The organism is Bacillus cereus group sp. RP29, assembly GCF_040459765.1.
Lineage (GTDB): Bacteria > Bacillota > Bacilli > Bacillales > Bacillaceae_G > Bacillus_A > Bacillus_A paranthracis.
Genome location: NZ_JARVHN010000001.1, coordinates 3,439,440 through 3,462,767 on the forward strand (window position 1 = coordinate 3,439,440; position 23,328 = coordinate 3,462,767).

Genomic DNA, 23,328 nt, shown 5'->3' on the forward strand with positions numbered 1-23,328 from the left:
TATTGAAAGGAGTATCCTTTTTGCAAACAAATATACATTCCGAAAAGGAAACAATTATTTTTATTCATGGATTAGTCGGCAATCGTCGCGCCTTCAAAAAAGAGCAAAAACGATTTTCTGCCTCCTACAACATTATAACTTATGACTTATTAGGTCACGGTGATGATAAAGGAGAAGCAATCGACTTTTCATTACAGCGCCTCGTAGATCAATTATTAAACTTATATGAACAAGAAGGTATTAAAAAAGCACATATTTGTGCGCTAAGTTACGGCTGTTACATCTCTACAATTTTTGCACAAATGCATCCAGAAAAAGTATTAAGTATTTGTCATATTGGAGGACATTACAATAACCCTTCTCGTTTATATAATGTATTTCAAAATTTTTGGGAGAAGCGAGGAGATGAATACTCTAAATGGCTTTCTCAATACGCAAATACTATTTTTCCAAGCGGTATACTAAAAGCAAATCCGTTCGCAGTCATTTCAAGAAATATTTACTACCGTTTCGGATTACAATTACATTCATCCATAATTGCCCAGTCATTACGACATCGGTTAGAATTCGATTTAAAATCTAAATTAAAATCACTTCCTCACCCTATACTATGGATAATGGGAGAGCATGATCATCTCTATAAATCTTGCCTATTTGATTTAAAATCTATTTTACCCAACGTTTTATATAAGGAAATACCTTTAGCAGGACATGCAGCGAACTTATTTCGTCCTAACTATTTCCATGACTTATATGATCGATTTTTAAATGGAAAGTTAAAATAAAAACTATTACACTTCCAATTTATTTAACTATAAAAAGGCTTCCCAAGTTTCCTTGGAAAGCCTTTTCTCTATACGAAAAGTATATAAAACTACTTTTTCTTAGTATGCTTTTGTGTAACCAGCTAGATGTTTGCTCCAGTATGAATTATTTACTGAACTAATTTTCACACCTGTTGAAGTTGTTTCCGCACTAATAAACTTACCATTTCCTAAATAAACTCCCATATGAGTTAAACCACCAGCTTCTGTAGTATTGCTAAAGTATACTAAATCTCCTGGTTGTGGATTGTTAGTTTTTGTTAACTGAGCCCAATATCCCTTAACATTTGTGCGCTCTATGTTGTGACCTGTTTTATTTAATACATAGTAAATAAAACCACTGCAGTCAAAACCAGCAGGTGTTGTACCAGCAGTTCTGTATGGTTTACCCTCTAAAGATCTAGCGAATCCAGCGATTGAAGATGTATCTCCACCTGTTGTTGGTTTTTGTACGTCTTTACCTGGTTGTTGAACGTTATTTGTAACGTTATTGTTATTGTTATTGTTATTGTTATTGTTATTGTTATTTGTAACGTTGTTTACTCCGCCTTTTACAAACTTAACGAAGTCTGCACTTACGTAACCTGTGCGGCCGTTATGGTTAATTTTGTACCAACCATTTTCAGCGCCAGTAACGTTTAATACTTTACCATTTGTTACTCCACCGATTACAGCGTTATATGTAGCTGGGCCTGTACGTACTTTTAAAGCATCAGTGTTAACAACATAAGAACCACCAGTTTGAACCGTTGTAGTATTGTTGTTTGTAGTTGGTTGTTTTGTTTCGTTAGATACAGCAGAACCACCTTTTGTTACGAAGTCTTTGCTTACGTATCCAGTTCCACCATTGAAGTTGATTTTAAACCAATCTTGTACTTCACCTACAACTTGTACTGTTTTACCTTTGTTTACAGAACCTAATACTGTATGAGATGTACTTGGGCCTGTACGTACGTTAAGTGAAGAAACGTTTACTGTGTAAGTACCTGTTCCTTGTTGAACAGTCGTTCCTGTTTTGCCACCAGTCGTTACGAAGTCACCACTTACATAACCTGTTTGACCATTTACGTTTACTTTGAACCAACCATTTTCTTGTCCAACTACTTGTAGCACTTGGCCTGATTTTACTTTAGAAATAACGTTATGTCCTGTACCAGCACCTGAACGAACATTTAATACATCAGCAGTTACTGTGTATTTTAATTCAGAAGTTGTTTCTACAGTTTTTGTTTCAGTTACAGTCGTTTGAGTTTGAGTTTGTCCATTAATTTCTTTTAGCGCTTCATTTGAAACTTGTGCATGAGCAGAATCCATTCCTGGAACTGCAACGCCAGCTACAGAAGCTGCTGCTAAACCTGCAATTACTTTTTTCATAAGTTGTCTTTACTTCCTTTCCCTACTATCCTCTTAAAAAAAACTTAAAACTTTAATACTTTACAATATTATCAAAGTAAAATATTCATCCAGTTCCATTTTTTAGCAAGAGTTTTATTTTTCACACAGAGTTCATTTTAAACGAGCGAAGTGAAATCCGTGTGAACTTCATGTGAACTTTACCATTAAACTTACTCTTTTTGCAATGCTTTTTTTATATTTCTTATGTATTTTATTGAAAATTCGACATACCATTCATTATCTTAGTATATATTTTCTATCCACTTAAAAAAATTCTATTCATCTAACACAATGCAAAGAATGTATTTCCTATTATAGTTCCTCCTATGAAGTATACTCTTATCATGACAAAAAACACTTTTTTTATCAATAGTATAATATTTTTAGAACACTATTTTTGATACTATCTATCACTTTTAAAAGATTTGACGATTTGTAAGATTTAACTTCAAAAATTCTGTTCTAATTTGACGAAAGTACACATTCCGCTACCCATTTTTAACTGTCTATGGAATTTATAGGGTATTTATATTATCATATATATAGTAGCGTCTTAATCTATACACATTTTATTTACCCTACACGGAAAGCAATTGAATTTTAAGATGAACGTTTTATTGCTTGCAAATAGTGGAATCAAAAGGGAGGTATATTTATGAATAACATAATAGATGATCCTATAAATAAAAATATAGAACTGTACTATGCTTTTTTTCAATTCGTTTCAATTATTACCTTACAAAAAATATCAACTATTGAAACACGTAAAAACGAATTAAAAAATCAGATGAAAAATTCCTATCAAAAAAATCCTTACTACTTATAAAAAGGTGAACAGGTTGTATCCCTGTTCACCTTTTTATAAGTAGCAAAACCCCGATTGGTTCAAATAATAATTAGTGGGGGATAAACAATTCCCCCACTCGTTCCTACATTATTTATAAATTTTTACACGGTTTTCTAAAGGCTGGTATTCTTTTTCACCTGCAGGTACAACCGGTTTACCAAACGGCATTTGCGCAATAAGCTTCCAATTTTCTGGAACTCCCCATTCTTTTCTCACTTCTTCATCAATTAATGGATTGTAATGTTGCAATGTAGCACCAAACCCTTCAATTTCCAAAGCTGTCCAAATTGCAAATTGTAACATTCCAGAGGATTGCTGAGACCAAATTGGAAAGTTCTCTTTGTATAATGCAAATTTTTCTTGCAGTTCTTCCACCACTTCACTATCTTCGAAGTATAGAACTGTTCCATAACCACTTTTAAATGCATTCATTTTTTCTTCCGTAGAAGCGAAGTTATTTTCAGGTACAATTTTTCGTAACGTTTCTTTCGTAATATCCCATAACTTATCGTGTTGTTCTCCAAGCAAGACGACAACGCGAGCACTCTGAGAGTTAAAAGCTGAAGGTGTATGTTTTACAGCATGATAAATCACTTCTTGAATTTTTTCATCAGAAACTACTTGTTCTTTACTAATTGCGTAAATAGATCTTCTGTCTTCAATCGCTGAGTAAAAATCTTTTGCCATCATAATTCCCTCCAATTTTCATTTGAGGCTTTTTCCTATGTACACATCATATGCCCCTCAAAACTTATCATTAATAAGTTTCTAACTTTATAATATAAACAAACAATAATAAACTCAAATAATAACACTCACATTTTTTACCTTTTTACTTTATTAGTGCTAAAAAATAAAAGGCAATTTGCTGTTACCGATAGTACGTAACAACAAATTGCCTTTCTTATATGATGATCCAACTCAGTATTTCACTTAATTAACTAAGCCAAATGCATAAGACATTAGCTTATTCGTCTCTGTAAAACGCTTCGTTTTACCTTTTGTTCCCATAACAACTGTAATAATACGAGTATCACCTTGTTTTGCTGTACCCGTAAAACAATACCCTGCGCTATCTGTAAATCCTGTTTTTAATCCGTCTATTCCTTCTATATATAAAGCTTTATTATTTTTGTTTAACATATCATTTGTACTTATAACATTAATATTATTAAATGCTAACTGACTTTGACGTAAGTGAGTCACTTCTAATATTTCTGGGTAATCTTTTATAAGATGATACGCCAAGTTTGCTACATCACCAGCCGTCATTTTTGTTTCACTTCCATCTGGCTCTTGTAATCCAGAAGCATTTGCAAATTTAGCATGTTCCGACATTTTGAACTGTTTCGCTTTTGCATCCATAAGCTGAACGAAATCTTTCTCCGATTTTGCCATATGTTCTGCTAAAGCCACAGCTGAATTATTAGCTGACTCAATCATTAATGCATGATATAAATCTTTAACGGTTAATGTGTCATTAACTTGTACTGGGATTCTCGCTCCCTCTGTTTGTGCCGCTTTCGCACTCATTTTCACCGGATCTTCCCAGCGAACTTTCCCATTATGTACATTTTCTAATAGAAGATATGCTGTCATCATCTTAGACATACTTGCTGGCGCAAAAGCCTCATTTTCATTATGTTGATAAATAATATCTCCATTACTCGCATCAATAATCATAGCTGCTTTTGCATCAATTTCCGGTGGTATGTACTTTGGTGGGACTACTTTTTCAACTAATCCTGTTTTAGGTAGTTCTGCCACTTGTAAAGGTTGTCCCTCTATACTTGTTGCACTCTTTTGAGTTCCTTGGAATAAGAACCAACATATCCCTAAAACAATGACTAATAGGACTGTCAGCCTTCCCCATTTTAACCGCTTCATTTCAAAACTCCTTTAACAAACCTTTTATACACTCACATTTAACCATAACAACTTTCCCTTTATATCGTCAAGGTAAAAAGCATATTTATTCATCTACAGCAATTATTATTTCAATGCATGTATGTTACAATATCAATACCGAAATATGAGAATATTCAATGATAAACCTTATGAATAAAACTATTAATAGAAGGGATTCATACAAATGCCACTTCCAAAATCATTAAAATACGGAGACACAATTGGGATTTACTCACCTTCTTCTCCAGTAACCTACACTTCTCCTAAAAGATTTGAACGAGCGAAATCTTACTTACAACAGAAAGGATTTCATATATTAGAAGGTTCACTAACAGGTCGATATGATTATTATCGTTCGGGTAGTATACAAGAGCGTGCTGAGGAACTAAATGCTTTAATAAGAAACCCTAATGTTTCTTGTATCATGTCAACAATTGGTGGCATGAATTCAAATTCCTTATTGCCTTATATTGATTATGATGCTTTTCTAAATAACCCTAAAATAATGATTGGGTATTCAGATGCAACAGCTTTATTACTAGGGATTTATGCAAAAACAGGACTCCCTACATTTTACGGCCCGGCACTCGTTTCCTCCTTTGGAGAATTTGAGCCTTTTGTAGATGATACATACAAATATTTTGTAGAAACATTACTGCATGATCAAACGCTTCCATACAACATAAAACAACCTTTATTTTGGTCAGACGAATTTATTAATTGGGAAGAGAAAACGAAAGAAAAAGAACTTAGACCAAATAATTGGATTTCTGTAACAAATGGACAAGCTACCGGACGGATAATTGGCGGCAACTTAAATACAATACAAGGAATTTGGGGCAGCTCTTTTATGCCATGTATTCAAGAAGGCGATATTCTATTTATTGAGGATAGCTCAAAAGATGCAGCTACTATTGAAAGAAGCTTTTCATTACTTAAAATTAACGGTGTATTTGATAAAATTTCAGGTATTATTCTTGGAAAACATGAGCAATTTGATCATTGTGGTACAAATCGAAAACCTTTTGAAATACTATTAGAAGTACTTCAAAATCAAAGAATTCCTTTTCTAGCAGACTTCGATTGTTGCCATACACATCCAATGATTACCATACCTATCGGTGTTCAAGTAGAATTGGATGCAACAAATAAAACGATACATATTGTAGAACCTTGGAAAAAATGAATACATGGCTTTTATTGTTTTACAATAAAAGCCATGATACTATATAATTTGGAATGTGAAAGATTAAACTAAATACGTTCCAATATCTATCATTAGAAAAATTAGGTATAAATATATATTTATATGCAAAAGAGAGTGAATAAATGAAACCAACTATTAAAAATTACTTATTTTTACATGTAGCTTTTTTGATATATTCTATCATTATGGTTTACATGAAATGGGCGGCTAAATTCCCCATTGCTTCCATCTCATTTTTTATGGCTTATTTCGGACTAGTTATACTTTTATTTGGATATGCAATTTTATGGCAACAAGTAATTAAACATTTCGAAATATCAAAAGCATATTCACATCGCGGGATTATTATACTATGGTCAATGCTTTGGTCAGTATTTCTATTTGGAGATACGATTCAGTGGAATCATTTACTTGGTGCAGCTATTATTATCGTCGGAATTGTGGTGGTGACAAAAGATGAATAGTTATATGTTATTATTTATTTTCGGGATAATTTTAGCTAATTACTCACAAATATTATTAAAAAAAGCTACTTTGCAACAATACGATTCTAGAATAAAAGAATATGTGAATCCTTATGTTATTATCGGCTACTCTTTATTTGTAATTAACGCTGGATTAAATGTTATCGCCATGAAGGGCATGGCATTAAAACAAGCATCAGCATTAGAATCCTTAAGTTATATCATCATATTAATTTTCGGTTGGTATTTCCTAGGAGAAAAAATAACGAAACGTAAACTCATCGGCAACATGATTATTATCGTTGGTGTAATCGTTTATTGTATCCAATAGTAAAAGGCTCCGTTTGTGATAAACGGAGCCTTTTACTATTGACCTAAATTTTGCACCTTCTCTTTCAAATCTCGAACTTGATCTACCGTCTGCATAAGCTCCGAGTTTTTAAACTCTTCTACATTCACTTTCCCTTCTTCTATCTTTGTCATCGCCGTATCAATTAACGTATTTAACTTTTCGTTATACCCGACGATTTGCTGATGAAGATCCTTTGCTACATCAGGCGGTGTTAATTCATTAAAAGCGGGTATATCTTGTTTAATTTCACTAAGCTTCGCTTCTAATTCTTTTCGAGCTTCACTATCATTAACAGCCTTTTCAGCTAATGCTGGTGCATCATTTGCAAACGCACTTATTTCATTTATATAGTCTGTCGCTTTTTGAGCATAATCTATGGAGTTCTTTCCTTGTTCTACTAGTGAACATCCCATTAAGCCAATTGTAACTATAAATACTACTAAAGTTGATTTTATTTTCATTTTAGGCTCCCTTCGTCTTTATAATTGTCTGTAAGTTTCTCTATCCTAACTTCTAGCTACATTACTTATAACCTTTTTTCAAATAGCTATTTACCCTCTTACATGCCCGATTACTGTTACAACATCTACTTCTATATGTACGCTAATAATATCTTCAATTATATCCGTATATCCTTGTCCTATAGCTGTTCCATAGTGTAATGTAAGCCCCTTCTTTTCATACACTGACTTTGGTACTGAAAAAATAAATCTCCTCAGATTTCTTTCATCAGCCGGTTCCATAATTAAAACAATCCCATCCTCATCAAACATATACGCTCGCCCTCCAACTTTACATTCACTATGGGTCAGTATTGCCTTGGTCAGCAAAATTTAAAACATAATACGTTTATATACACACTATGCTGCACCATAAAAATAAAAAACATTCCTTCTTTTTGTTAAGAATGAATGTTTTTTAAAAAATCAATTTCTAACTCTAGCATCTTTCTTTGACGAGGTTTTACTTTTCTTACGGGAACTCCCGCATAAATATACCAATCATCTAAACTCTCTTTTACCATACTCATCGCACCGACTGCCGTACCTTCTCCTATAGTTACATTTGGAAAAATAATAGAATTAGCACCAATAATCGCATGTTTTTTTAAAATAACTTTTTCTGTTTTCACATTCCTATATTGACTCGGAACAGTTGGTCCCATTAATGTATTCCCACTGAAATCATCTAGTACTGCATATACGATTGTTTTAGCTGAGATATTTGCAAAGTCATGCATTTCAATCCCAACTTCCCCTCCATATAACGCTGTATACGCTGATATATGCGAATAACTTCCAATTGTAATTTTGCCACTTAAAATGCAAAAATCATCAATCCTTACATGATTACCTACTGATATAACACCTGGATTATATATACTTGCTTTTTTACTAATCAATACATTCTTCCCAATTGATAAAAATCCAATTTTCTTTAGCTTTTCTTGACTATAAAAACTATTCATCTGCCAACACCGCCCTCTGACCTAAACATCTTACAATTTGTTCTACTATTTCTTTCGTCATTCCTTCCCATAAAGGCAAACTTACTATTCGTTTTGCTATTTTATTCGTTCTTGTTAAATCTGTAGACTTATAGTTTCTAAAAAGAACTTGTTGGTGGCAAGAGGGCGAAAAGTATAATCTAGCTTCTATTTTCTGTTTTTTCAGGTCTTCTATTACTTGTTTGTTGCGAACTTCTTCCGGACAAAGAATAGGCATAAATTGCTGAATAACTGCTTCTGTCTTTTGGAGTTGCCACCCTTTTTTCATTAATCCATTACTTTGTAACAATTGTTTATACCATTCAGAAATACGGGTGCGTTCTTTTAATTTTTCATCCCATTTTTTCATAGTTGCAATCCCAATAGCGGCTGCATATTCAGACATTTTACAATTAAACCCCATCATCGTACATTCACGATTTGTATCAAATCCGAAATTCCCCATTCTTTTAATACGTTGTATATCTTCTTCATTTTTACTATATATGAGCCCTCCTTCACCAATTCCAAAAGGCTTTGTTGCATGAAAACTATATACGATCATTCCACTAAAATCCTGTCCATAATGCACACTTCCATTCATCAATCCGAATCCCGGTGCCGCATCTACGACAACCGGAACACCCCTCTTCTCTAATTCTTCATATTCTTCTAAGTTCATCCATGATCCAAAAGTTGCGTACGGGACAACAATCGCAACCTCTTCTTTTAATTCTTCAATCTTATCCAAAAGTACTGTTTTATCCATATACCAATCATCTATTGAAATATCAATAAAATAAGGTTCCAATCCACACCAAATAGCTGCTAATGGAGTCGCTGGGAATGTAAAACTAGGCATGAGAGCATATTTTCCTTTTTTTCTTTTCTTAAGTTGAATGGCCGCCATTAACCCTAACGTTGCGTTTGCTACTGTTGTAACAGCTCCCCTGTTCTGAAAAAATCCCGACATAATTGTTTGTTCAAAACGTTGATTTATAGGTCCGTAATTCGTATATATGTGAGATGTATCAATTTCCTTCAATTCATCCAAATACTCAATTACAGGTACAGTTGAAGCACGTAAAAAAGGAATATTCTCCATATCTATCTATTCCTTCCTATCATTTTCGGACAATATAGAGCATATCTGTTTCAGATAAGCCAAATTTCCTAGCACTTTTCATCCCTTGTTTTTCAGCTAGGTTATATAATTCCACCTTAAATCCCGCATTCATTAATCGTTGAATGAACCCTGATTGATTATAAATTCTCACATGATCTTCTTGACCAAAAGCTAATTTCCTCAATTGTGGAGTTACAATTAATTCATTCTCTATAATAGAATCCACATTCATTACGATGGGTACTTGAATAATTCCCCATCCACCTGGTTTTAGAACCCTATATAACTCTCGCATTGCTTTGCCATCATCAAGAACATGTTCTAATACGTGGCTACATAAAATTACATCAAAAGTATTACTATCATATGTAATGCTTGTAACATCAATTTCCTTCATTAATGGATCCTTTGGCTCTAAATCCCCACATACATACGTAATATTTTTATACTCGTTAAACCAATCTCTTACATTCGCTTCAGGTGCAATATGAAGCATAGTATATTTTCTACTTAACAAGTCCGTTTCCGTTTCAATGTACACACGATACAATCTTTCACGATCCATCGAACTACAAACTGGACATATCCCTGTATCTTTATTCCACATCTCAAATTTATATTTTGGAAAATCATAATGTGCTGGCCAAGGTGAAAATTTTTCAAATTGTTGATTGCAATATTGACAATAACAACATTCTTTCTCAAACATATGGGCAACTAGTTTGTTTAACCCCTTTTTAATCTTTTCATTATAAATTTGATCTAGTTCTCCATTTCTTACTGCATCCTTAACTATAAATCCCGCATTCTCTAAACAATAGGATAAGCTCTCTTTATAATCTCTTTCAGAACTTAAAAACCCACTATTATATGCATCAATAATTAATTCAATCCATTCTTCAATTGTCATTAAAATAAAATGCATTTGTTTTTGATTTTGTCCACTATGTTGTCTAAAATAACTAAGAGGTTCTTGTATATAAACTACTTTTCCTTTCCTCATCATGTCTAGCCAAGTTGCAATGTCATTAATAGCAGAATAAGCCTTCCCTTTAAAATACCCAAACTTCCCTTCAAACAATTCCCGATTAAACAAAACAGTTGTCGGCTCACCAACTACATTTTTCAAATTTTTTAACATATAATTCCCTAATTCTTTTCCTTCAAAAAGCGTAGTTTCTTTCGCGATTTTCATATTTAATGTTGAAGGTGGTAATATCTCTCCATTCTCATCAATTAGTTCACGATAAGACGTCACAAATGAAATATTTTCTAACGTCAAAAAGTATTTCATCATTCTCTCGATCTTTTCATGATGAAATAAGTCATCATCTAATAAAAAGTTTATATAATCCCCGTTCGCAAGTTCTATACACTTATTAAAGTTTTCAGCAACTAACGGCGTTTCATTTTTAACATATGTAATACGCTCATATTCACGTAAATACGGTTGAATCATCGCATTGATTTCATTATTTGTACTGTCGTCAGAAATAATAATTTCAATATTTTCATATGTTTGATTCAGAGCACTATTAAGCGCCAATTCCAAGTAATACGGTCTATTGTACGCAGGAATAAGTATACTTACTTTCGGTAAAGGAGAATTATTATTTATATATTGTTTTTTCTTTTCTATGTTTATTTTCTTTTCTTTAATTTTTTGATAATAGTCTAATGTATATAATATTGATGATGGAACTATCCTTCTTGCATATTCTAGAAAATTAGTTATCGCTTCATCTAACTCTTTTTCGTTAGATAAGAAACCATATTTTTCTCCAGCTATAATACTATGTGAAAAATCTTCTAATCCATCCATCATTTTATTAGATTCATTTAACTGTTGATCTGGATGTAATCGAAAGTAACTCAGTGTCTCTGCTATATATACCGCTTTTCCTTTACTTAATAAAGATAACCATGAAGCTATATCTACGTTACAAAGATACCTCCTCTTATCAAAAATCCCATACGGTTCTTGTAAATCATTTTTACGAAATAAAACTGTTGTCGGTTCTCCAATATAATTTTTTTGATCGACAATTACCCTATTTGCTAATTCTGTTCCCTCTATAATCGTATCCTCTTTAAATAAACGGACAGTTGAATAAATATGTCGTAGTTCTTTCCCTTTTTCATCAATTACTTGACGATGGGATGTTACAAGCTTAATTTCATTATCTAAATCATTGAAAAAATACTTCATCATTTTTTCAATTTTATCCACATGAAAGATATCATCGTCCATTAAAAAATTTATATATTCACCGCTCGCTTTATTAAATAACATTAGAGCATTTTCAAACTGTCCGAGAGTTGACCTGTTTTTTATATAAGTAATATTTGAATGATCACATAAGTATTTTTGTAACACCTTTTCTGTTTCATCATTCGTACTATCATCTCCAACTATAATTTCTATATTAGAGTACGTTTGTTCCAGCACACTACGTAACGCCTCTTCAAAGTAGCGAGGACGATTATATGTAGGAATTAATACACTTACCAACGGAAGTTGATCTACCACCTCTTCATTTCTTTCAATACGAGTTCTCATTTTACTCTCTCACCTCTTCGCATATTATTTATATACGCGACACAAAAATCACATTACTGTAACCGAATGGAGCCTATATACTTTTATGCAGAAATGAAACGAAATATCATACTTTTCGTTCCTGAATAAACATATTTAATAACACGGACATTTTATTTGCACCTTTTTTATTCATATGATCACTATCATAAAAATCTTCATCACAAAATAATGGCGAATCAAATAAATCTATAATTTGAAAAGAATATTGAGCTTGAAAATCGTTTATAACTTTATAAAAATCTTCTTTTAATTTCTTACTACTACAATTGAAATAATGTGAAGTAACAGGGAATACAACAATTAGTGGTTTTATATCATGTTTTAAAAGTAATTCTAAATATGTTTTAAAAATTGTTTTATTTTCAACTAAAGTATGAGGATATGACAATTTAGCATGTGAAGCTGCTCTTATTTTTCCGTGTTCTTCAAAAGGAATGTGAAGAGGAGTAATATTCCATTCAGCATTTATCCAGGGCAATATCAATGATTCATCTGTTAGTTCGTCTAATAAAATATATTCAAAATGCAAATTAAAAATAGAAAAAAGTGGTTTCGGGGTATCTAGATGTGAGAATCCATCAGTGGATAGAGGAGAATGAACTACAGTATGATGGCCGTCTTGAAACAATGGATAATATACTTTGTGAATTCTATATGATTCAGATGATAACGACATGTCAAAGTAAAACGAGAAATAAGCTATTCCTATCAAACAATATTGAAAGGAATGATTGTTTGATAGTAGTTGTGATGCTATTAAATAATCATAGTATAAATCTTGTGATGGAAGTGTTAGTTTTATTGACTTTTTTGAGAGGAGCTCTGTACTTATGCCACAATGCGGATAAGACAAGCCCGTCGCAAACAATTCATACGTCGGATCACCCTTTGCTTTTTTCATAGAAATGTATAAAGACATAAGATCCGGATTTATTTGATAGATAGAAATTAATTTATTCCTCCATTCATACATGTATTTTGTTAAATTAATAATTTTTGTACTTTGCACGCCCCTGTTTATTAATTCATTTACAAGTTTTTCTGCGTCGACTCTCCAAATAACTATATATTGAAAAGAACTCTCTATACGAACAATAGCTGAAACGTCTACAACATGAACGATTGTTTTACATTTATTTTTGTCTAATGTATTTTGAATCTTCTCCCTTGATAATTCATCACTTAAAACAATAATTTTACACTGCTCCTTCACGTATATCCCCTCCATTATATGTATAATATGAAATTCATTTTTCATTCGTAACGATCATATACATTTGCCATCCATCAAAAAAAGAATAGAATATTTATTTTAAAACAAAAAATAGCTCCACCATTAGGCGTAGCTATTTTTCCATTACATACTTAATAAAGTGAAGCTTTAATCAGTGGGGGGTTTTTCATCCCCCACTGATTATTAGTTGAACCAATCGGACTTTTATGGGCAGTTGATCCCCCACCTAACTTCTTTGCTTTCACTGCATTTTAAGGCGGGGGTCTTACTGCCCATTAAAGTCGGATAAAATTATATTCCTTTGTCTAACTCATAAAGCATACGATACTTTTCATTTTCTTTCAGAAGTTGTTCATGACTACCTTGCATCACAATTTGACCCCGATCAAGGAATATTACTTCATCAACATGCTCCATTCCTACAAGATGGTGCGTAATCCAAATTACTGTCTTTTCTTCCGTTGCAGAAAACATTGTTTCTATTAAAGATAATTCTGTCTTTGGATCTAAGCCGATTGTAGGTTCATCTAGTACAATGATTGGTGCTTCTTGCATTAGCGTTCTAGCAAAAGCAACCCGTTGTCTTTCCCCGCCAGAAAACCTTTTCCCCATCTCATGCATTTTTGTTTGTAATCTATCTGGAAGAGAAGCAACATGCGAAGCTAATTGTGCTTTCTCTAAAGCATTCCATATCTCTTCATCTGTTGCCTCTGGTTTGCCGATTCGCACATTATTCCCAATTGTCGTATCGAATAAATGCGGCTTTTGATTCAATACAGAAATATATTTTGATAAAAGATTCGTGTGAGCATGTTCACTATTCAATAAAACTTCACCCTGTAATGGGCTTAGTGCACCTGTTAACAATTTTAACAAAGTAGATTTTCCAGTTCCGCTTCTTCCTAAAATGGCGATTTTTTTTCCTGCTTTTATTTGTAATGATACGTCTTTCAATACAAATTCATTGCTATCTGGGTAACGATACGATACATGATTTAATTCAATGTCTATATGTTTTGGTGCAACATAATCTTTATCTCTAGGTAATTCCTTTTCATCCTGTAAAACACCATTACCTTCTACTTGATTGAGACGATGAGCGGATTCTACATATGATGGAATTCGATCGATAGCATCTGACAGAGGAATTAACGCGTTTGTGACAGATAACGTCATTAAGACGAAAGCCGCAATAACGGTAGGAGCAATCTGTTCACTCGCCGCCTCATTTCCAGTCCATATAATCATTGAAATAACTACAATACCCACTACTAATTGAATAATACTGTCCCGAATATGATTCCAGCGCTTCATTCTTTTTTCCGTTTTTAACAACTGAGCATTTTGATCTACATACTTATCAATGAATTCATCTTTTCTACCACTTGCTTGCCAATCAGATAATCCAAAAACAGCATCTGTTAGTTGTTGGTACAAACGGTTTCTTCCTTGCTTTAAAGTAACATGATGTTTCTTCATTAAAAGTAATGATATAAATGGAAGAAGAAAAACGATAATAGCCAACATACATGCTGCAATAAGTGCAAACACTACGTCAAATGTACCGATAACAAGTACGAATATGCTATATACAACTAATGCTAATATGCTAGGAAATATTGTACGTAAATATAGGTTTTGTAAATGCTCTATATCTTCGGATAATACGCCTAACATATCGCCCGTTTGAAATCGTGAACGGAAAAATAACGCCTGTGGTTCTACTATCCCATATAGTTTCGTTCTCATCTTTTCTAATATGCATAATACAACATCGTGTCCAACTAAACGCTCTACATAATGAAATACCGCTTGTCCTATACTAAACGCACGTGTTGCAACGATAGGAACATATACAGCCATTACATTTTCTGGTCTAAGAGCAGATTTAGAGATTAAATAACCTGAAATGAAAAGTAGCATCGCACCTGAACTAACTCCAAGAAGACCAAGGAAAATAGTTACAGTCATTCTACCTTTATTTTGCTGTATATACGGTTTAATCCAGTTACTCATCTCTATCCCCTCTCTTTCCTGCGAAAATGTAATGCTTCATTCTTTACAAGTTCTTCATACGTTCCGCTTTCTATCATTTTCCCTTTATTTAAAATAAGAATATGATCCATCTGTTTCATCCAGTGAAGACGATGTGTTGCAAGAAATACTAACTTACCTTCAAACAGACGTAACATCGCTTGCTTTATTTCAAATTCAGTTTCAATATCAAGATGTGCTGTAGGCTCGTCTAATAAAATAATTGGCTTTTTGCTTAAAAGGGCTCTCGCCATTGCGACACGTTGTTCTTGTCCGCCACTCAGCATACGCCCACCTTCTCCAATTCTTTCATACATTCCATTTGGAAGCGATGTAACGAGTGAACGAAGACCAACTTCATTCATAACTCTTTCCACTTCTTCATCCGTTGTATTTGTTTCATAGAAACAAATGTTATCTTTTAATGAAAGCGGGAAAATATAAGGTTGCTGCGGAATATAAGCAATATTCTTTTGCCACTCTTCACGAGTAGCCCCGTCAATTTCCACACCATTTACAATCATCTTTCCAGCTGAAGGAGTTAAAAACCCTGCTAATACGTCGATTAACGTTGATTTCCCTGCTCCACTTTCACCAATTACACCTATAGCGCCAGTGCCTTTCCAAGTAAAATCAATTTCCTCTAATATAGCTTTTTCAGATTCATCATTCTTTACTTTTACATCTTGTAATTTCAAGTTACTAGTTGAATTCCATATTAAGTCTACATTAGATTCTTTCTTCCCTATTTCTTTTTGTCGCTGTAAAATCTCTTCTATTTGCTCCATTGCAAGTTGTCCATCTAACGTAGCATGATAATTTGCTCCAACTTGTTTAATCGGCAAGAAGTATTCCGGAGCTAAAATTAAAATCGTAAGGGCTGGCAATAGTACAATTGTTCCATCTATTAAACGTATCCCTAATCCGACCGCTACAAATGCAATTGATAAACTCGTAAAGAAATCTAATGCAAATGAAGAAAGAAAAGCAACTCGCAAAGTACGCATCGTTGCTTTTCTATATCTTTTACTTACTTTTTCAATCTTTCCTTCGTGTTGTTTACTTTGACCTAAATACTTTAATGTTTCTAATCCTTTTAACGTATCTACAAAATGATTAGAAAGAACACGATATGTTTCATATTGGCTATCCGCCATTTTCTGCGCTGCTAATCCTAGTAGGATCATAAAAATAATTATGATAGGAATCGTTACAACTAAAATGATTCCTGACTCAATATCTAGTGTAAAAACATATAGTACAATTAGTCCTGGTACGATACTACTTCTAATCATTTTAGGAATTGTTAATTCAATATATGTTTTAAATTTCTCAATACCCTCTATCGATAAGGTAACCAGATGACCTGTTCCAACAGTTTGAACATACCGTGGACCTAATGTGAAATACGCCTCTATTAATTGTTTTCTCAGTAGCGATCCTGTTTTTTCAGCGAAACGTTCCACTAATATTTGTGACATTCGAACTAGCAAATGACGTACTGCAAACGTGATTCCAAAATAAACAGTTTCATTTAACATAGATTGCACTGCTTCTCCCTGAAATAAAAACGTAATAGCCCGCGCTAAAAACACTGTTTGTGCAATAATACTAAAAGCTTCTAACATGCTAATGATTGTTAGCACTACATATAAAACTCGGCTACCAGGATACGACGGAAGTCCTCTTTTTCTTTTCATTAGTACTCCAAATCTTTATCTGACTTAACAGGTTGTCTAAACACATAGAAACTCCATATTTGACTTCCCAATACAAATGGCAATATAGCAATTGAAAAATACGTCATCAGTTTTAGTGCATAATCTCCTGATGCTGCATTATAAATTGTCAAATCGTATATTGACCCTAACGAACTAATTAAGACACGCGGGAACATGCCGGCAAACACACTCGCACTTAGTAAAATGATTGTTAAACTTGTCATAAAGAAAGCCCAACCATCTCTTCTTCTTTTATTTAATAATGTTGACACACATAATGCTACAAAAGCTCCAATCGGAACCATAATCCATTCTGTACCATGACCAGTGAAAATATCTGTTTTCCATAACCCTACACTAGCAAAAATAAGAAGCGCTATAATTGCAAGTGGTGCAATTTTCAGTGCAGCAATACGTGCACGTTCTCTTAACTTACCAGTTGTACGTATTGTAAGGAATTGCAAGCCGTGAACAATACATAGCAGAAGGAACATAACTCCTCCAAGTAATGCAAAGGGATGAAGTAATTGTAGGAATCCACCTACAGCATTTTTCGTCTCATCAATTGGAATACCTACCATAAAGTTAGCAATGGCAACTCCCCAAAGGATAGGTGGTAATAAACTTCCTAAAAACATACCCCAATCCCAAAAACCTTTCCATTTATGATTGTCTATTTTCGCACGGAATTTAAAGGAAACACCTCTTATAATTAAAGCAAGAAGCATAAATACAAAAGGAATGTAAAACCCACTAAATAAAGTTGCATACCAGTGCGGGAATGCTGCGAACATAGCGCCACCTGCACAAACAAGCCATACTTCATTCGCATGCCAAAATGGGCCAATTGTATTTAAGTAAATCCTTTTCTCTAAATCGTTTTCTCCTAAAAACCTTGAAACTATACCTACACCGAAATCGAAACCTTCAAGTACAAAGAAGCCTACGAATAAAATTGCAATAATGATAAACCACAACTCATTAAGAGATAACATACTCATCCTCCTTATCAAATGGATCATGGCTTTGAGAATCCTGTTTCGCTTTCTTATTCTCATGTCCTTTAATGATACGAACGAATAAGTAAATAGTAATTCCACCTATAATTAAATATAGTGATGTGAATGAAACTAAAGAGAATAACACTTCTCCGAACGTAACATTTGGAGATACAGCATCTTCCGTTTTCATAACACCGAAGACTACCCAAGGCTGACGTCCCATTTCAGTCATAATCCATCCTACTGTATTACCGATAAACGGTAGTGAAATTGCATACACCATTAATTTTAAATACCAAGTTTTTTCAGCTAAACGGTCCTTTTTGGATAAGAACCAACCGTACGCTCCTAGAAGAAGCATAAATGTTCCACTCATTACCATCGCTCTAAAACTCCAAAACATCGTGTGTACTGGCGGAATATAATCTCCAGGCCCATATTTTTCTTCATATTGCTTTTGAATTTGATTCATCCCTTCTACTTGACCGCTAAATTTATCAAATGATAATAGGCTTAGCATATAAGGGATTTGAATTTCAAACGAATTTTCTTTCTTCTCTGCATCAATTTTCGCAAATACAGTAAATGGCGCTGGATCTTCACTCGTATTCCATAACGCTTCAGCAGCCGCCATTTTCATTGGGTGTGTTTTGATTAATTGTTGCGCTTGCGCATGACCGAAGAATAATACTAGCGCCGTTGTAAGTGTTCCAACAATGATAGAAATGCGAAATGATTTTTTAAACACTTCCGTTTCTTGGGCTTTCGTTATTTTCCATGCACTCACACCTGCAATAAAGAATGCACCCGTTGCAATTGCCGCTGTAATGGTATGCGGGAATTGTACCCATAATTGTGGGTTTTGAATAATTGCTAAGAAATCATTCATTTGTGCACGTCCATCTGCTGCCATTTCATATCCTACTGGCGATTGCATAAATGCACTTGCAGTTAAAATCCAAAATGCTGATAACATTGTTCCAATTGAAAGGAGCCAAATACATAAAAGGTGAATGCGCTTCGGTAATTTATCCTCACCGAATACCCATAAACCTAAAAATGTAGACTCAATGAAAAATGCTAATAAACCTTCAATCGCAAGTGATGGACCAAACACATCACCTACGAAACGTGAATAGGTTGACCAGTTCATACCAAACTGGAATTCTTGTAAAATACCAGTTACTACACCTACCGCAAAGTTAACAAGGAATATTTGTGTCCAAAACTTCGTCATCTTCTTATAAATTTCTTGTCCCTTTACCACATATAACGTTTGCATTAACGCAATGATAAAAGCTAAACCAATAGACAGCGGAACAAAAAAGTAATGGAAAATCGTTGTTGATGCGAATTGTATTCGTGCCAATTCAAGCGTTTCCATACTACAATCACTTCCTTCATAGTTTTTATAATAAAAGTGAATTGAGCAATCTTATCAAGCTCAATTATTAAGAAATACGAAAAGACAAAAACATTTTGTATGTATTGTCGAAAAATACGAAGTTTCAGTTTTTCAAACTATTGTAATGCTATTTTTTACCTTTTCACTATTTCTGTAGTGTTTTATTCGTTAATCGAATTGTATAATATACCTGCATAGTAAATTCAGCTGATTTTTGACGTATTATTGACATCATTTTGTCTGAAATATGTCTTTTGGTATTTTTTTGAATTAGATTTTTCTCATCGATAAAATGTGTTTTTTTAATATGAGACTTATCTTTGCATCAATAAAATAATCGTTTCTCTCTTTATACACTTGACTTTTCTACGGAAAAATGTCCTATTAACCAATGGATAATTTCGTTATTTTTTTGTCAAGAGAAAAATGTATTTCTAAAATTCAAACATGAAATATTGTTATTCAAAAATAGGAAATAACCTCCTCTTTTCAGATTAAAAATTCACTTTTTTGTCATTTTTTCAAACTAAAATAAATTAAAAATACCGAGAATCCATTAGACTCTCGGTATTTTTTAATTTATTTTGCTGTATGTTTTCTAATAGCCGGTAAAATTTCAGTAGCAATTAGCTCGATATTTTTCTCAATTTTATCATATGGTACGCCACCAAAATCAATTTCTGCCATAAAGCGTTGTTGCCCAAACAATTCATATTGGTAAAGCATTTTTTCAATAATTTGTTGTGGGCTACCAACCATTAACGCGTCACGGTAATCTATTGCATTTGTAAATTGTTGTTTCGGATACCCACCACCGCGTAGCGTAAGCATACCAGCATTAATGTGAGGGTAGTATTCACTAAGTGCATCTTGTGAATTTTTCGCTGTATAAAATAAACTCGTTGTTGCAACTGGCAAACTCGCTGGATTAAATCCACTTTGCGCAGCCGCCTCACGGTAAGCATCTACTGATCCTTTAAAGTTAATAGCTGGACCACCTAGTGTTGTTATCATCATTGGTACACCTGCACGTCCTGCTTTAATCGCACTAGCTGGTGGGCCACCAACTGCACGCCAAATTGGTAAGTTATTATTTTTAGCTCTTGGAATAACCGATGCATGCGCAAGCGGTGCTCTGAACTGTCCATTCCATGTTACATGTTCCTCTTTATTAATTTTTAATAAAAGATCCATCTTCTCTTCAAATAACTCTTCATAATCATTCACATCATAACCAAGTAAACTATATCCCCCAATACGAGATCCACGACCAGCCACAATTTCTGCACGTCCATTAGAAATCAAATCAAGTGTAGCAAAGTCCTCGTATACTCGTACCGGATCAGATGTACTTATTATCGTTGCTGAACTTGCAATTTTTATATTTTTCGTTGCTTGCGCAATCGCTCCTAAAATAACTGTATGAGCTTGCGTTGTAAAGTGTGTTTGATGACTTTCACCGACAGCAAATACATCAAGTCCAGCTTCATCTGCTAACTTAGCTGTTTCAATTAATTCATGAATTCTTTGTTCCGCACTAATTTTCTCTCCATTATGCGGATTTAAAACATGATCCCCAATCGAATATAATCCAAACTCCATCCCTTTACTTGTATCCATACGGTATTTTTCCATCATTACTCTCTCCTTTAATAAAGTGTTATTAGTTTCTCTTTTAAAAACGTTTGTAAGTCAAATGTATTTTCCTATTGTCTATAACTTCACTTGATTAGTCAATTGATAGTGTAAAAAAAATTACTCTTGCGGTAATTCTTTTTTTTCACTATGCTTATGAACCTTTGTCATTAGCTCGTATAACATTTTCTGTTCCTCTTCATTTAATACGTCATCAAAAAACGATGATTGAAATGCAAGTTGCTCTGGCAATGCTTTCTCTAAGGCAGCTTCCCCTTGCTCTGTCAGACTAATTGTTTTCGTTTTCCAATCTTGTTTTCGTACAATATATCCTTCTTTTTCAAGACGCGTTAACATTCGAGAAATACCGCCTTGTGTAACAGTTACCTTTTCAGCTAACTCCATTTGTGTTAGTGGTTGATACGTACGTATTTGCAAAAGCACATCAAATTGAGCAGTTGTTAAATCAAAACGTTTTAAAAACTCATTTGACATCTGATTACTTTGGTTCGTAAATCGTATTAAACGTAACCATATTAATGATCCTATCGTATTATCACGCATGTTTGATCACTTCCTATCGTGAATCTTACTATCACTTTACTACGCAAGTGATAAAAAAGCAAGAGAAAACGTGAAAAATATCTCATTAAAGTATTACATAAATAACGATAAGAAAGAATTCATGTTTAAATGAATTCTTTCTTATCGTTATTCTTAACTTTCCATATCATTCATTGCTATATGTAAAGCGCCTACTGCTTTGGGCCAACCAACATAAAAAGCCATATGTGTTATTAATGCAATCATTTCATTTTCTTTAATTCCATTTTGTTTGGCCAGTCGCAAATGAAATGGTAATTGTTCTGTATTACCAAGACTGATTAATACCGACACTGTACATAAACTCCTTTCTCTTAATGTTAAAGTGTCATCTCGCCACACTTCCTCGAACAATATTTTTTCACTATAATGAGCAAATGCAGGTGCCTTTTCTCTCATTTTCTCTTGAATACAATATTCAATGGATTCATTCATCATTTCACTCCCCCTTCACTTTTACCAATTGCGCCAATCCTTGACCAAACGACCAATTTTCAGCGGCTGTCTCGTTAAGTGTAATAAAAATGTCTGCACTTTTTATACTAGAACATTCAGAAACCCTCAAAGATATTGACTGATACAGATCGCGTTTCTGTTTTATCGTTCTTCCCGGTCCACATGTAATAGAAACATAAATCATATTCTCTGTTCTCTTTTCTCCCCTTTCTAATAAATAATATGGATCATATAAAAAATGATTTTGTTGATAAGGTAAAAACATTTCAAAAAAATCATTTTCAGGGATGTTAAAATATTTAATTAATGAAAGATGAATACATTCACCTATCTTTTTCAATTCTTCTTCATTTAATATATTTTCATGATAATAAACGTTCACAAAAGGCATATATTTTCACCCCTTTACTTAATTTAGCATTCAACAAAATATCATTGTGAAATGTGCAAAATCTCATATACTGTAGTACCTTTATTCGTTACCATATCAGGCTTTTCTTCATAAAAATTAAACTTACTATATCCCCATTTATCTGGATTATATACTATTACATTTCCTAAACAATTTTCTACCTTTTGATCCACAATGATAGATTGAATCCCACTCAATGATTCACTTTGAGAAATACTTCCTTCATATTCAACAACATATCTACATTTCTTAAAATCACCCTTTACATTAACAACTAATGGAACACCTATATTTATTTGTTGCCATCCAAAAGATTGTAAAATATTATCGTAATACCCTTCAAAGATAAATTTGTTCATTCCTTCATGACCATTCCAAATATATAAAGGTGCATAACAGTTATAGAAATTTCCGTCCTTATCTGCCTCAGTAATTAAATAAGCTTTAAAATTCAAGTCTTGAAAACTATCCGTTTTATACCCATTATCCTTTACCCTTTTCTTAACAATCTCCATATCATAATCTTTCGGCAAAATGACCTTATATTGCATTCCAATCATGTTTATCACTCACTTTCCATCTTATATACACAATGATAAACCGATGATTGACTAAC

At 33.4% G+C, this 23,328-nt stretch carries 23 protein-coding genes; 5 read left to right on the forward strand and 18 right to left on the reverse strand.

The annotated features are described in order from the left end of the window. Window positions 1–20 precede the first annotated feature (20 nt). Window positions 21–785: an alpha/beta fold hydrolase gene (locus QCI47_RS18335; RefSeq protein ID WP_353811908.1), complete on the forward strand. Its 765-nt coding sequence runs from the start codon at window positions 21–23 to the stop codon at window positions 783–785. Between the two features lie 99 nt (window positions 786–884). On the opposite strand, the gene entFM is transcribed toward QCI47_RS18335, so the two are convergent. Then, complete coding sequence (gene entFM, locus QCI47_RS18340) at window positions 885–2,198, reverse strand: enterotoxin EntFM (protein ID WP_353811909.1); 1,314 nt, start codon at window positions 2,196–2,198, stop codon at window positions 885–887. A 676-nt stretch (window positions 2,199–2,874) separates the two neighbouring features. Here entFM and QCI47_RS18345 point away from each other — a divergent pair. Continuing rightward, entirely contained in the window at window positions 2,875–3,045 is a 171-nt protein-coding gene (locus tag QCI47_RS18345) for a hypothetical protein (RefSeq protein ID WP_001059583.1), read from the forward strand. Between the two features lie 108 nt (window positions 3,046–3,153). Here QCI47_RS18345 and QCI47_RS18350 read toward each other — a convergent pair whose 3' ends face one another. Both QCI47_RS18350 and QCI47_RS18355 read right to left on the reverse strand, forming a co-directional pair. Then, complete coding sequence (locus QCI47_RS18350; protein ID WP_001993708.1) at window positions 3,154–3,756, reverse strand: nitroreductase family protein; 603 nt, start codon at window positions 3,754–3,756, stop codon at window positions 3,154–3,156. 243 nt (window positions 3,757–3,999) lie between these two features. Further along, window positions 4,000–4,953: a D-alanyl-D-alanine carboxypeptidase family protein gene (locus tag QCI47_RS18355; protein WP_000825885.1), complete on the reverse strand. Its 954-nt coding sequence runs from the start codon at window positions 4,951–4,953 to the stop codon at window positions 4,000–4,002. A 205-nt stretch (window positions 4,954–5,158) separates the two neighbouring features. Here QCI47_RS18355 and QCI47_RS18360 point away from each other — a divergent pair, with 205 nt between their 5' ends. From QCI47_RS18360 to QCI47_RS18370, 3 genes are all read left to right on the forward strand, one after another. Then, the gene (locus tag QCI47_RS18360; protein ID WP_076868156.1) at window positions 5,159–6,160 is read left to right on the forward strand and encodes a S66 family peptidase; all 1,002 of its coding nucleotides are present in this window, start codon (window positions 5,159–5,161) and stop codon (window positions 6,158–6,160) included. Between the two features lie 143 nt (window positions 6,161–6,303). Beyond that, window positions 6,304–6,645 (forward strand): EamA family transporter, encoded by a 342-nt coding sequence (locus QCI47_RS18365; RefSeq protein ID WP_000805123.1) that lies wholly within the window; start codon window positions 6,304–6,306, stop codon window positions 6,643–6,645. Further along, window positions 6,638–6,976: an EamA family transporter gene (locus tag QCI47_RS18370; protein ID WP_001089868.1), complete on the forward strand. Its 339-nt coding sequence runs from the start codon at window positions 6,638–6,640 to the stop codon at window positions 6,974–6,976. Before QCI47_RS18365 ends, QCI47_RS18370 begins: the two co-directional genes overlap by 8 nt. Window positions 6,977–7,011: 35 nt before the next feature. Here the strand turns inward: QCI47_RS18370 and QCI47_RS18375 are convergent, their stop codons facing one another. The 15 genes from QCI47_RS18375 to QCI47_RS18445 form a co-directional block, all read right to left on the reverse strand. Then, window positions 7,012–7,458 carry a DUF6376 family protein gene (locus QCI47_RS18375; RefSeq protein ID WP_000695301.1) on the reverse strand — a complete coding sequence of 149 codons (447 nt, stop codon included), beginning with the start codon at window positions 7,456–7,458 and terminating at the stop codon, window positions 7,012–7,014. Window positions 7,459–7,548: 90 nt separating this feature from the next. After that, window positions 7,549–7,770, reverse strand: coding sequence for a hypothetical protein (locus tag QCI47_RS18380; protein ID WP_000459104.1), 222 nt, complete (start codon window positions 7,768–7,770; stop codon window positions 7,549–7,551). A 128-nt stretch (window positions 7,771–7,898) separates the two neighbouring features. Next, window positions 7,899–8,465 carry an acyltransferase gene (locus QCI47_RS18385; RefSeq protein WP_309422690.1) on the reverse strand — a complete coding sequence of 189 codons (567 nt, stop codon included), beginning with the start codon at window positions 8,463–8,465 and terminating at the stop codon, window positions 7,899–7,901. Further along, complete coding sequence (locus QCI47_RS18390; protein WP_109631176.1) at window positions 8,458–9,588, reverse strand: DegT/DnrJ/EryC1/StrS aminotransferase family protein; 1,131 nt, start codon at window positions 9,586–9,588, stop codon at window positions 8,458–8,460. Before QCI47_RS18390 ends, QCI47_RS18385 begins: the two co-directional genes overlap by 8 nt. A gap of 19 nt (window positions 9,589–9,607) precedes the next feature. Beyond that, window positions 9,608–12,169 (reverse strand): glycosyltransferase, encoded by a 2,562-nt coding sequence (locus tag QCI47_RS18395; protein ID WP_309422689.1) that lies wholly within the window; start codon window positions 12,167–12,169, stop codon window positions 9,608–9,610. A 106-nt stretch (window positions 12,170–12,275) separates the two neighbouring features. Beyond that, window positions 12,276–13,424, reverse strand: coding sequence for a hypothetical protein (locus QCI47_RS18400; RefSeq protein ID WP_163072622.1), 1,149 nt, complete (start codon window positions 13,422–13,424; stop codon window positions 12,276–12,278). Between the two features lie 312 nt (window positions 13,425–13,736). Then, window positions 13,737–15,461, reverse strand: coding sequence for a thiol reductant ABC exporter subunit CydC (gene cydC / locus QCI47_RS18405; protein WP_309422688.1), 1,725 nt, complete (start codon window positions 15,459–15,461; stop codon window positions 13,737–13,739). 2 nt (window positions 15,462–15,463) lie between these two features. Next, window positions 15,464–17,179, reverse strand: a complete 1,716-nt coding sequence (cydD, locus tag QCI47_RS18410) for a thiol reductant ABC exporter subunit CydD (RefSeq protein ID WP_309422687.1) — start codon at window positions 17,177–17,179, stop codon at window positions 15,464–15,466. Beyond that, entirely contained in the window at window positions 17,179–18,195 is a 1,017-nt protein-coding gene (gene cydB / locus QCI47_RS18415; RefSeq protein ID WP_000950063.1) for a cytochrome d ubiquinol oxidase subunit II, read from the reverse strand. Before cydB ends, cydD begins: the two co-directional genes overlap by 1 nt. Then, a complete protein-coding gene (gene cydA, locus QCI47_RS18420; RefSeq protein ID WP_000448876.1) occupies window positions 18,182–19,585 on the reverse strand; it encodes a cytochrome ubiquinol oxidase subunit I in 1,404 nt (467 codons plus the stop codon). The genes cydB and cydA overlap by 14 nt, the downstream gene beginning before the upstream one ends. A gap of 600 nt (window positions 19,586–20,185) precedes the next feature. Then, entirely contained in the window at window positions 20,186–21,241 is a 1,056-nt protein-coding gene (locus QCI47_RS18425) for an LLM class flavin-dependent oxidoreductase (protein WP_061131169.1), read from the reverse strand. Between the two features lie 120 nt (window positions 21,242–21,361). Further along, entirely contained in the window at window positions 21,362–21,805 is a 444-nt protein-coding gene (locus QCI47_RS18430) for a MarR family winged helix-turn-helix transcriptional regulator (RefSeq protein ID WP_001205518.1), read from the reverse strand. A 153-nt stretch (window positions 21,806–21,958) separates the two neighbouring features. After that, the gene (locus QCI47_RS18435) at window positions 21,959–22,282 is read right to left on the reverse strand and encodes a carboxymuconolactone decarboxylase family protein (RefSeq protein ID WP_000980847.1); all 324 of its coding nucleotides are present in this window, start codon (window positions 22,280–22,282) and stop codon (window positions 21,959–21,961) included. A 1-nt stretch (window position 22,283) separates the two neighbouring features. Further along, the gene (locus QCI47_RS18440) at window positions 22,284–22,691 is read right to left on the reverse strand and encodes a tautomerase family protein (RefSeq protein WP_061131168.1); all 408 of its coding nucleotides are present in this window, start codon (window positions 22,689–22,691) and stop codon (window positions 22,284–22,286) included. A gap of 41 nt (window positions 22,692–22,732) precedes the next feature. Next, complete coding sequence (locus tag QCI47_RS18445) at window positions 22,733–23,272, reverse strand: DUF4865 family protein (protein WP_309422685.1); 540 nt, start codon at window positions 23,270–23,272, stop codon at window positions 22,733–22,735. Window positions 23,273–23,328 lie beyond the last annotated feature (56 nt).

Bases quoted from the DNA above. Each gene is read 5' to 3' on its own strand.
- QCI47_RS18440 (WP_061131168.1), bottom strand. From the start codon at position 22,691: ATGCCTTTTGTGAACGTTTATTATCATGAAAATATATTAAATGAAGAA.
- QCI47_RS18395 (WP_309422689.1), bottom strand. From the start codon at position 12,169: ATGAGAACTCGTATTGAAAGAAATGAAGAGGTGGTAGATCAACTTCCG.
- QCI47_RS18375 (WP_000695301.1), bottom strand. From the start codon at position 7,458: ATGAAAATAAAATCAACTTTAGTAGTATTTATAGTTACAATTGGCTTA.
- QCI47_RS18445 (WP_309422685.1), bottom strand. From the start codon at position 23,272: ATGATTGGAATGCAATATAAGGTCATTTTGCCGAAAGATTATGATATG.
- QCI47_RS18345 (WP_001059583.1), top strand. From the start codon at position 2,875: ATGAATAACATAATAGATGATCCTATAAATAAAAATATAGAACTGTAC.
- entFM (WP_353811909.1), bottom strand. From the start codon at position 2,198: ATGAAAAAAGTAATTGCAGGTTTAGCAGCAGCTTCTGTAGCTGGCGTT.
- QCI47_RS18435 (WP_000980847.1), bottom strand. From the start codon at position 22,282: ATGATGAATGAATCCATTGAATATTGTATTCAAGAGAAAATGAGAGAA.
- cydD (WP_309422687.1), bottom strand. From the start codon at position 17,179: ATGAAAAGAAAAAGAGGACTTCCGTCGTATCCTGGTAGCCGAGTTTTA.
- QCI47_RS18380 (WP_000459104.1), bottom strand. From the start codon at position 7,770: ATGTTTGATGAGGATGGGATTGTTTTAATTATGGAACCGGCTGATGAA.
- QCI47_RS18370 (WP_001089868.1), top strand. From the start codon at position 6,638: ATGAATAGTTATATGTTATTATTTATTTTCGGGATAATTTTAGCTAAT.
- QCI47_RS18365 (WP_000805123.1), top strand. From the start codon at position 6,304: ATGAAACCAACTATTAAAAATTACTTATTTTTACATGTAGCTTTTTTG.
- QCI47_RS18355 (WP_000825885.1), bottom strand. From the start codon at position 4,953: ATGAAGCGGTTAAAATGGGGAAGGCTGACAGTCCTATTAGTCATTGTT.
- QCI47_RS18390 (WP_109631176.1), bottom strand. From the start codon at position 9,588: ATGGAGAATATTCCTTTTTTACGTGCTTCAACTGTACCTGTAATTGAG.
- QCI47_RS18430 (WP_001205518.1), bottom strand. From the start codon at position 21,805: ATGCGTGATAATACGATAGGATCATTAATATGGTTACGTTTAATACGA.
- QCI47_RS18360 (WP_076868156.1), top strand. From the start codon at position 5,159: ATGCCACTTCCAAAATCATTAAAATACGGAGACACAATTGGGATTTAC.
- cydB (WP_000950063.1), bottom strand. From the start codon at position 18,195: ATGTTATCTCTTAATGAGTTGTGGTTTATCATTATTGCAATTTTATTC.
- QCI47_RS18350 (WP_001993708.1), bottom strand. From the start codon at position 3,756: ATGATGGCAAAAGATTTTTACTCAGCGATTGAAGACAGAAGATCTATT.
- cydC (WP_309422688.1), bottom strand. From the start codon at position 15,461: ATGAGTAACTGGATTAAACCGTATATACAGCAAAATAAAGGTAGAATG.
- QCI47_RS18425 (WP_061131169.1), bottom strand. From the start codon at position 21,241: ATGGAAAAATACCGTATGGATACAAGTAAAGGGATGGAGTTTGGATTA.
- cydA (WP_000448876.1), bottom strand. From the start codon at position 19,585: ATGGAAACGCTTGAATTGGCACGAATACAATTCGCATCAACAACGATT.
- QCI47_RS18385 (WP_309422690.1), bottom strand. From the start codon at position 8,465: ATGAATAGTTTTTATAGTCAAGAAAAGCTAAAGAAAATTGGATTTTTA.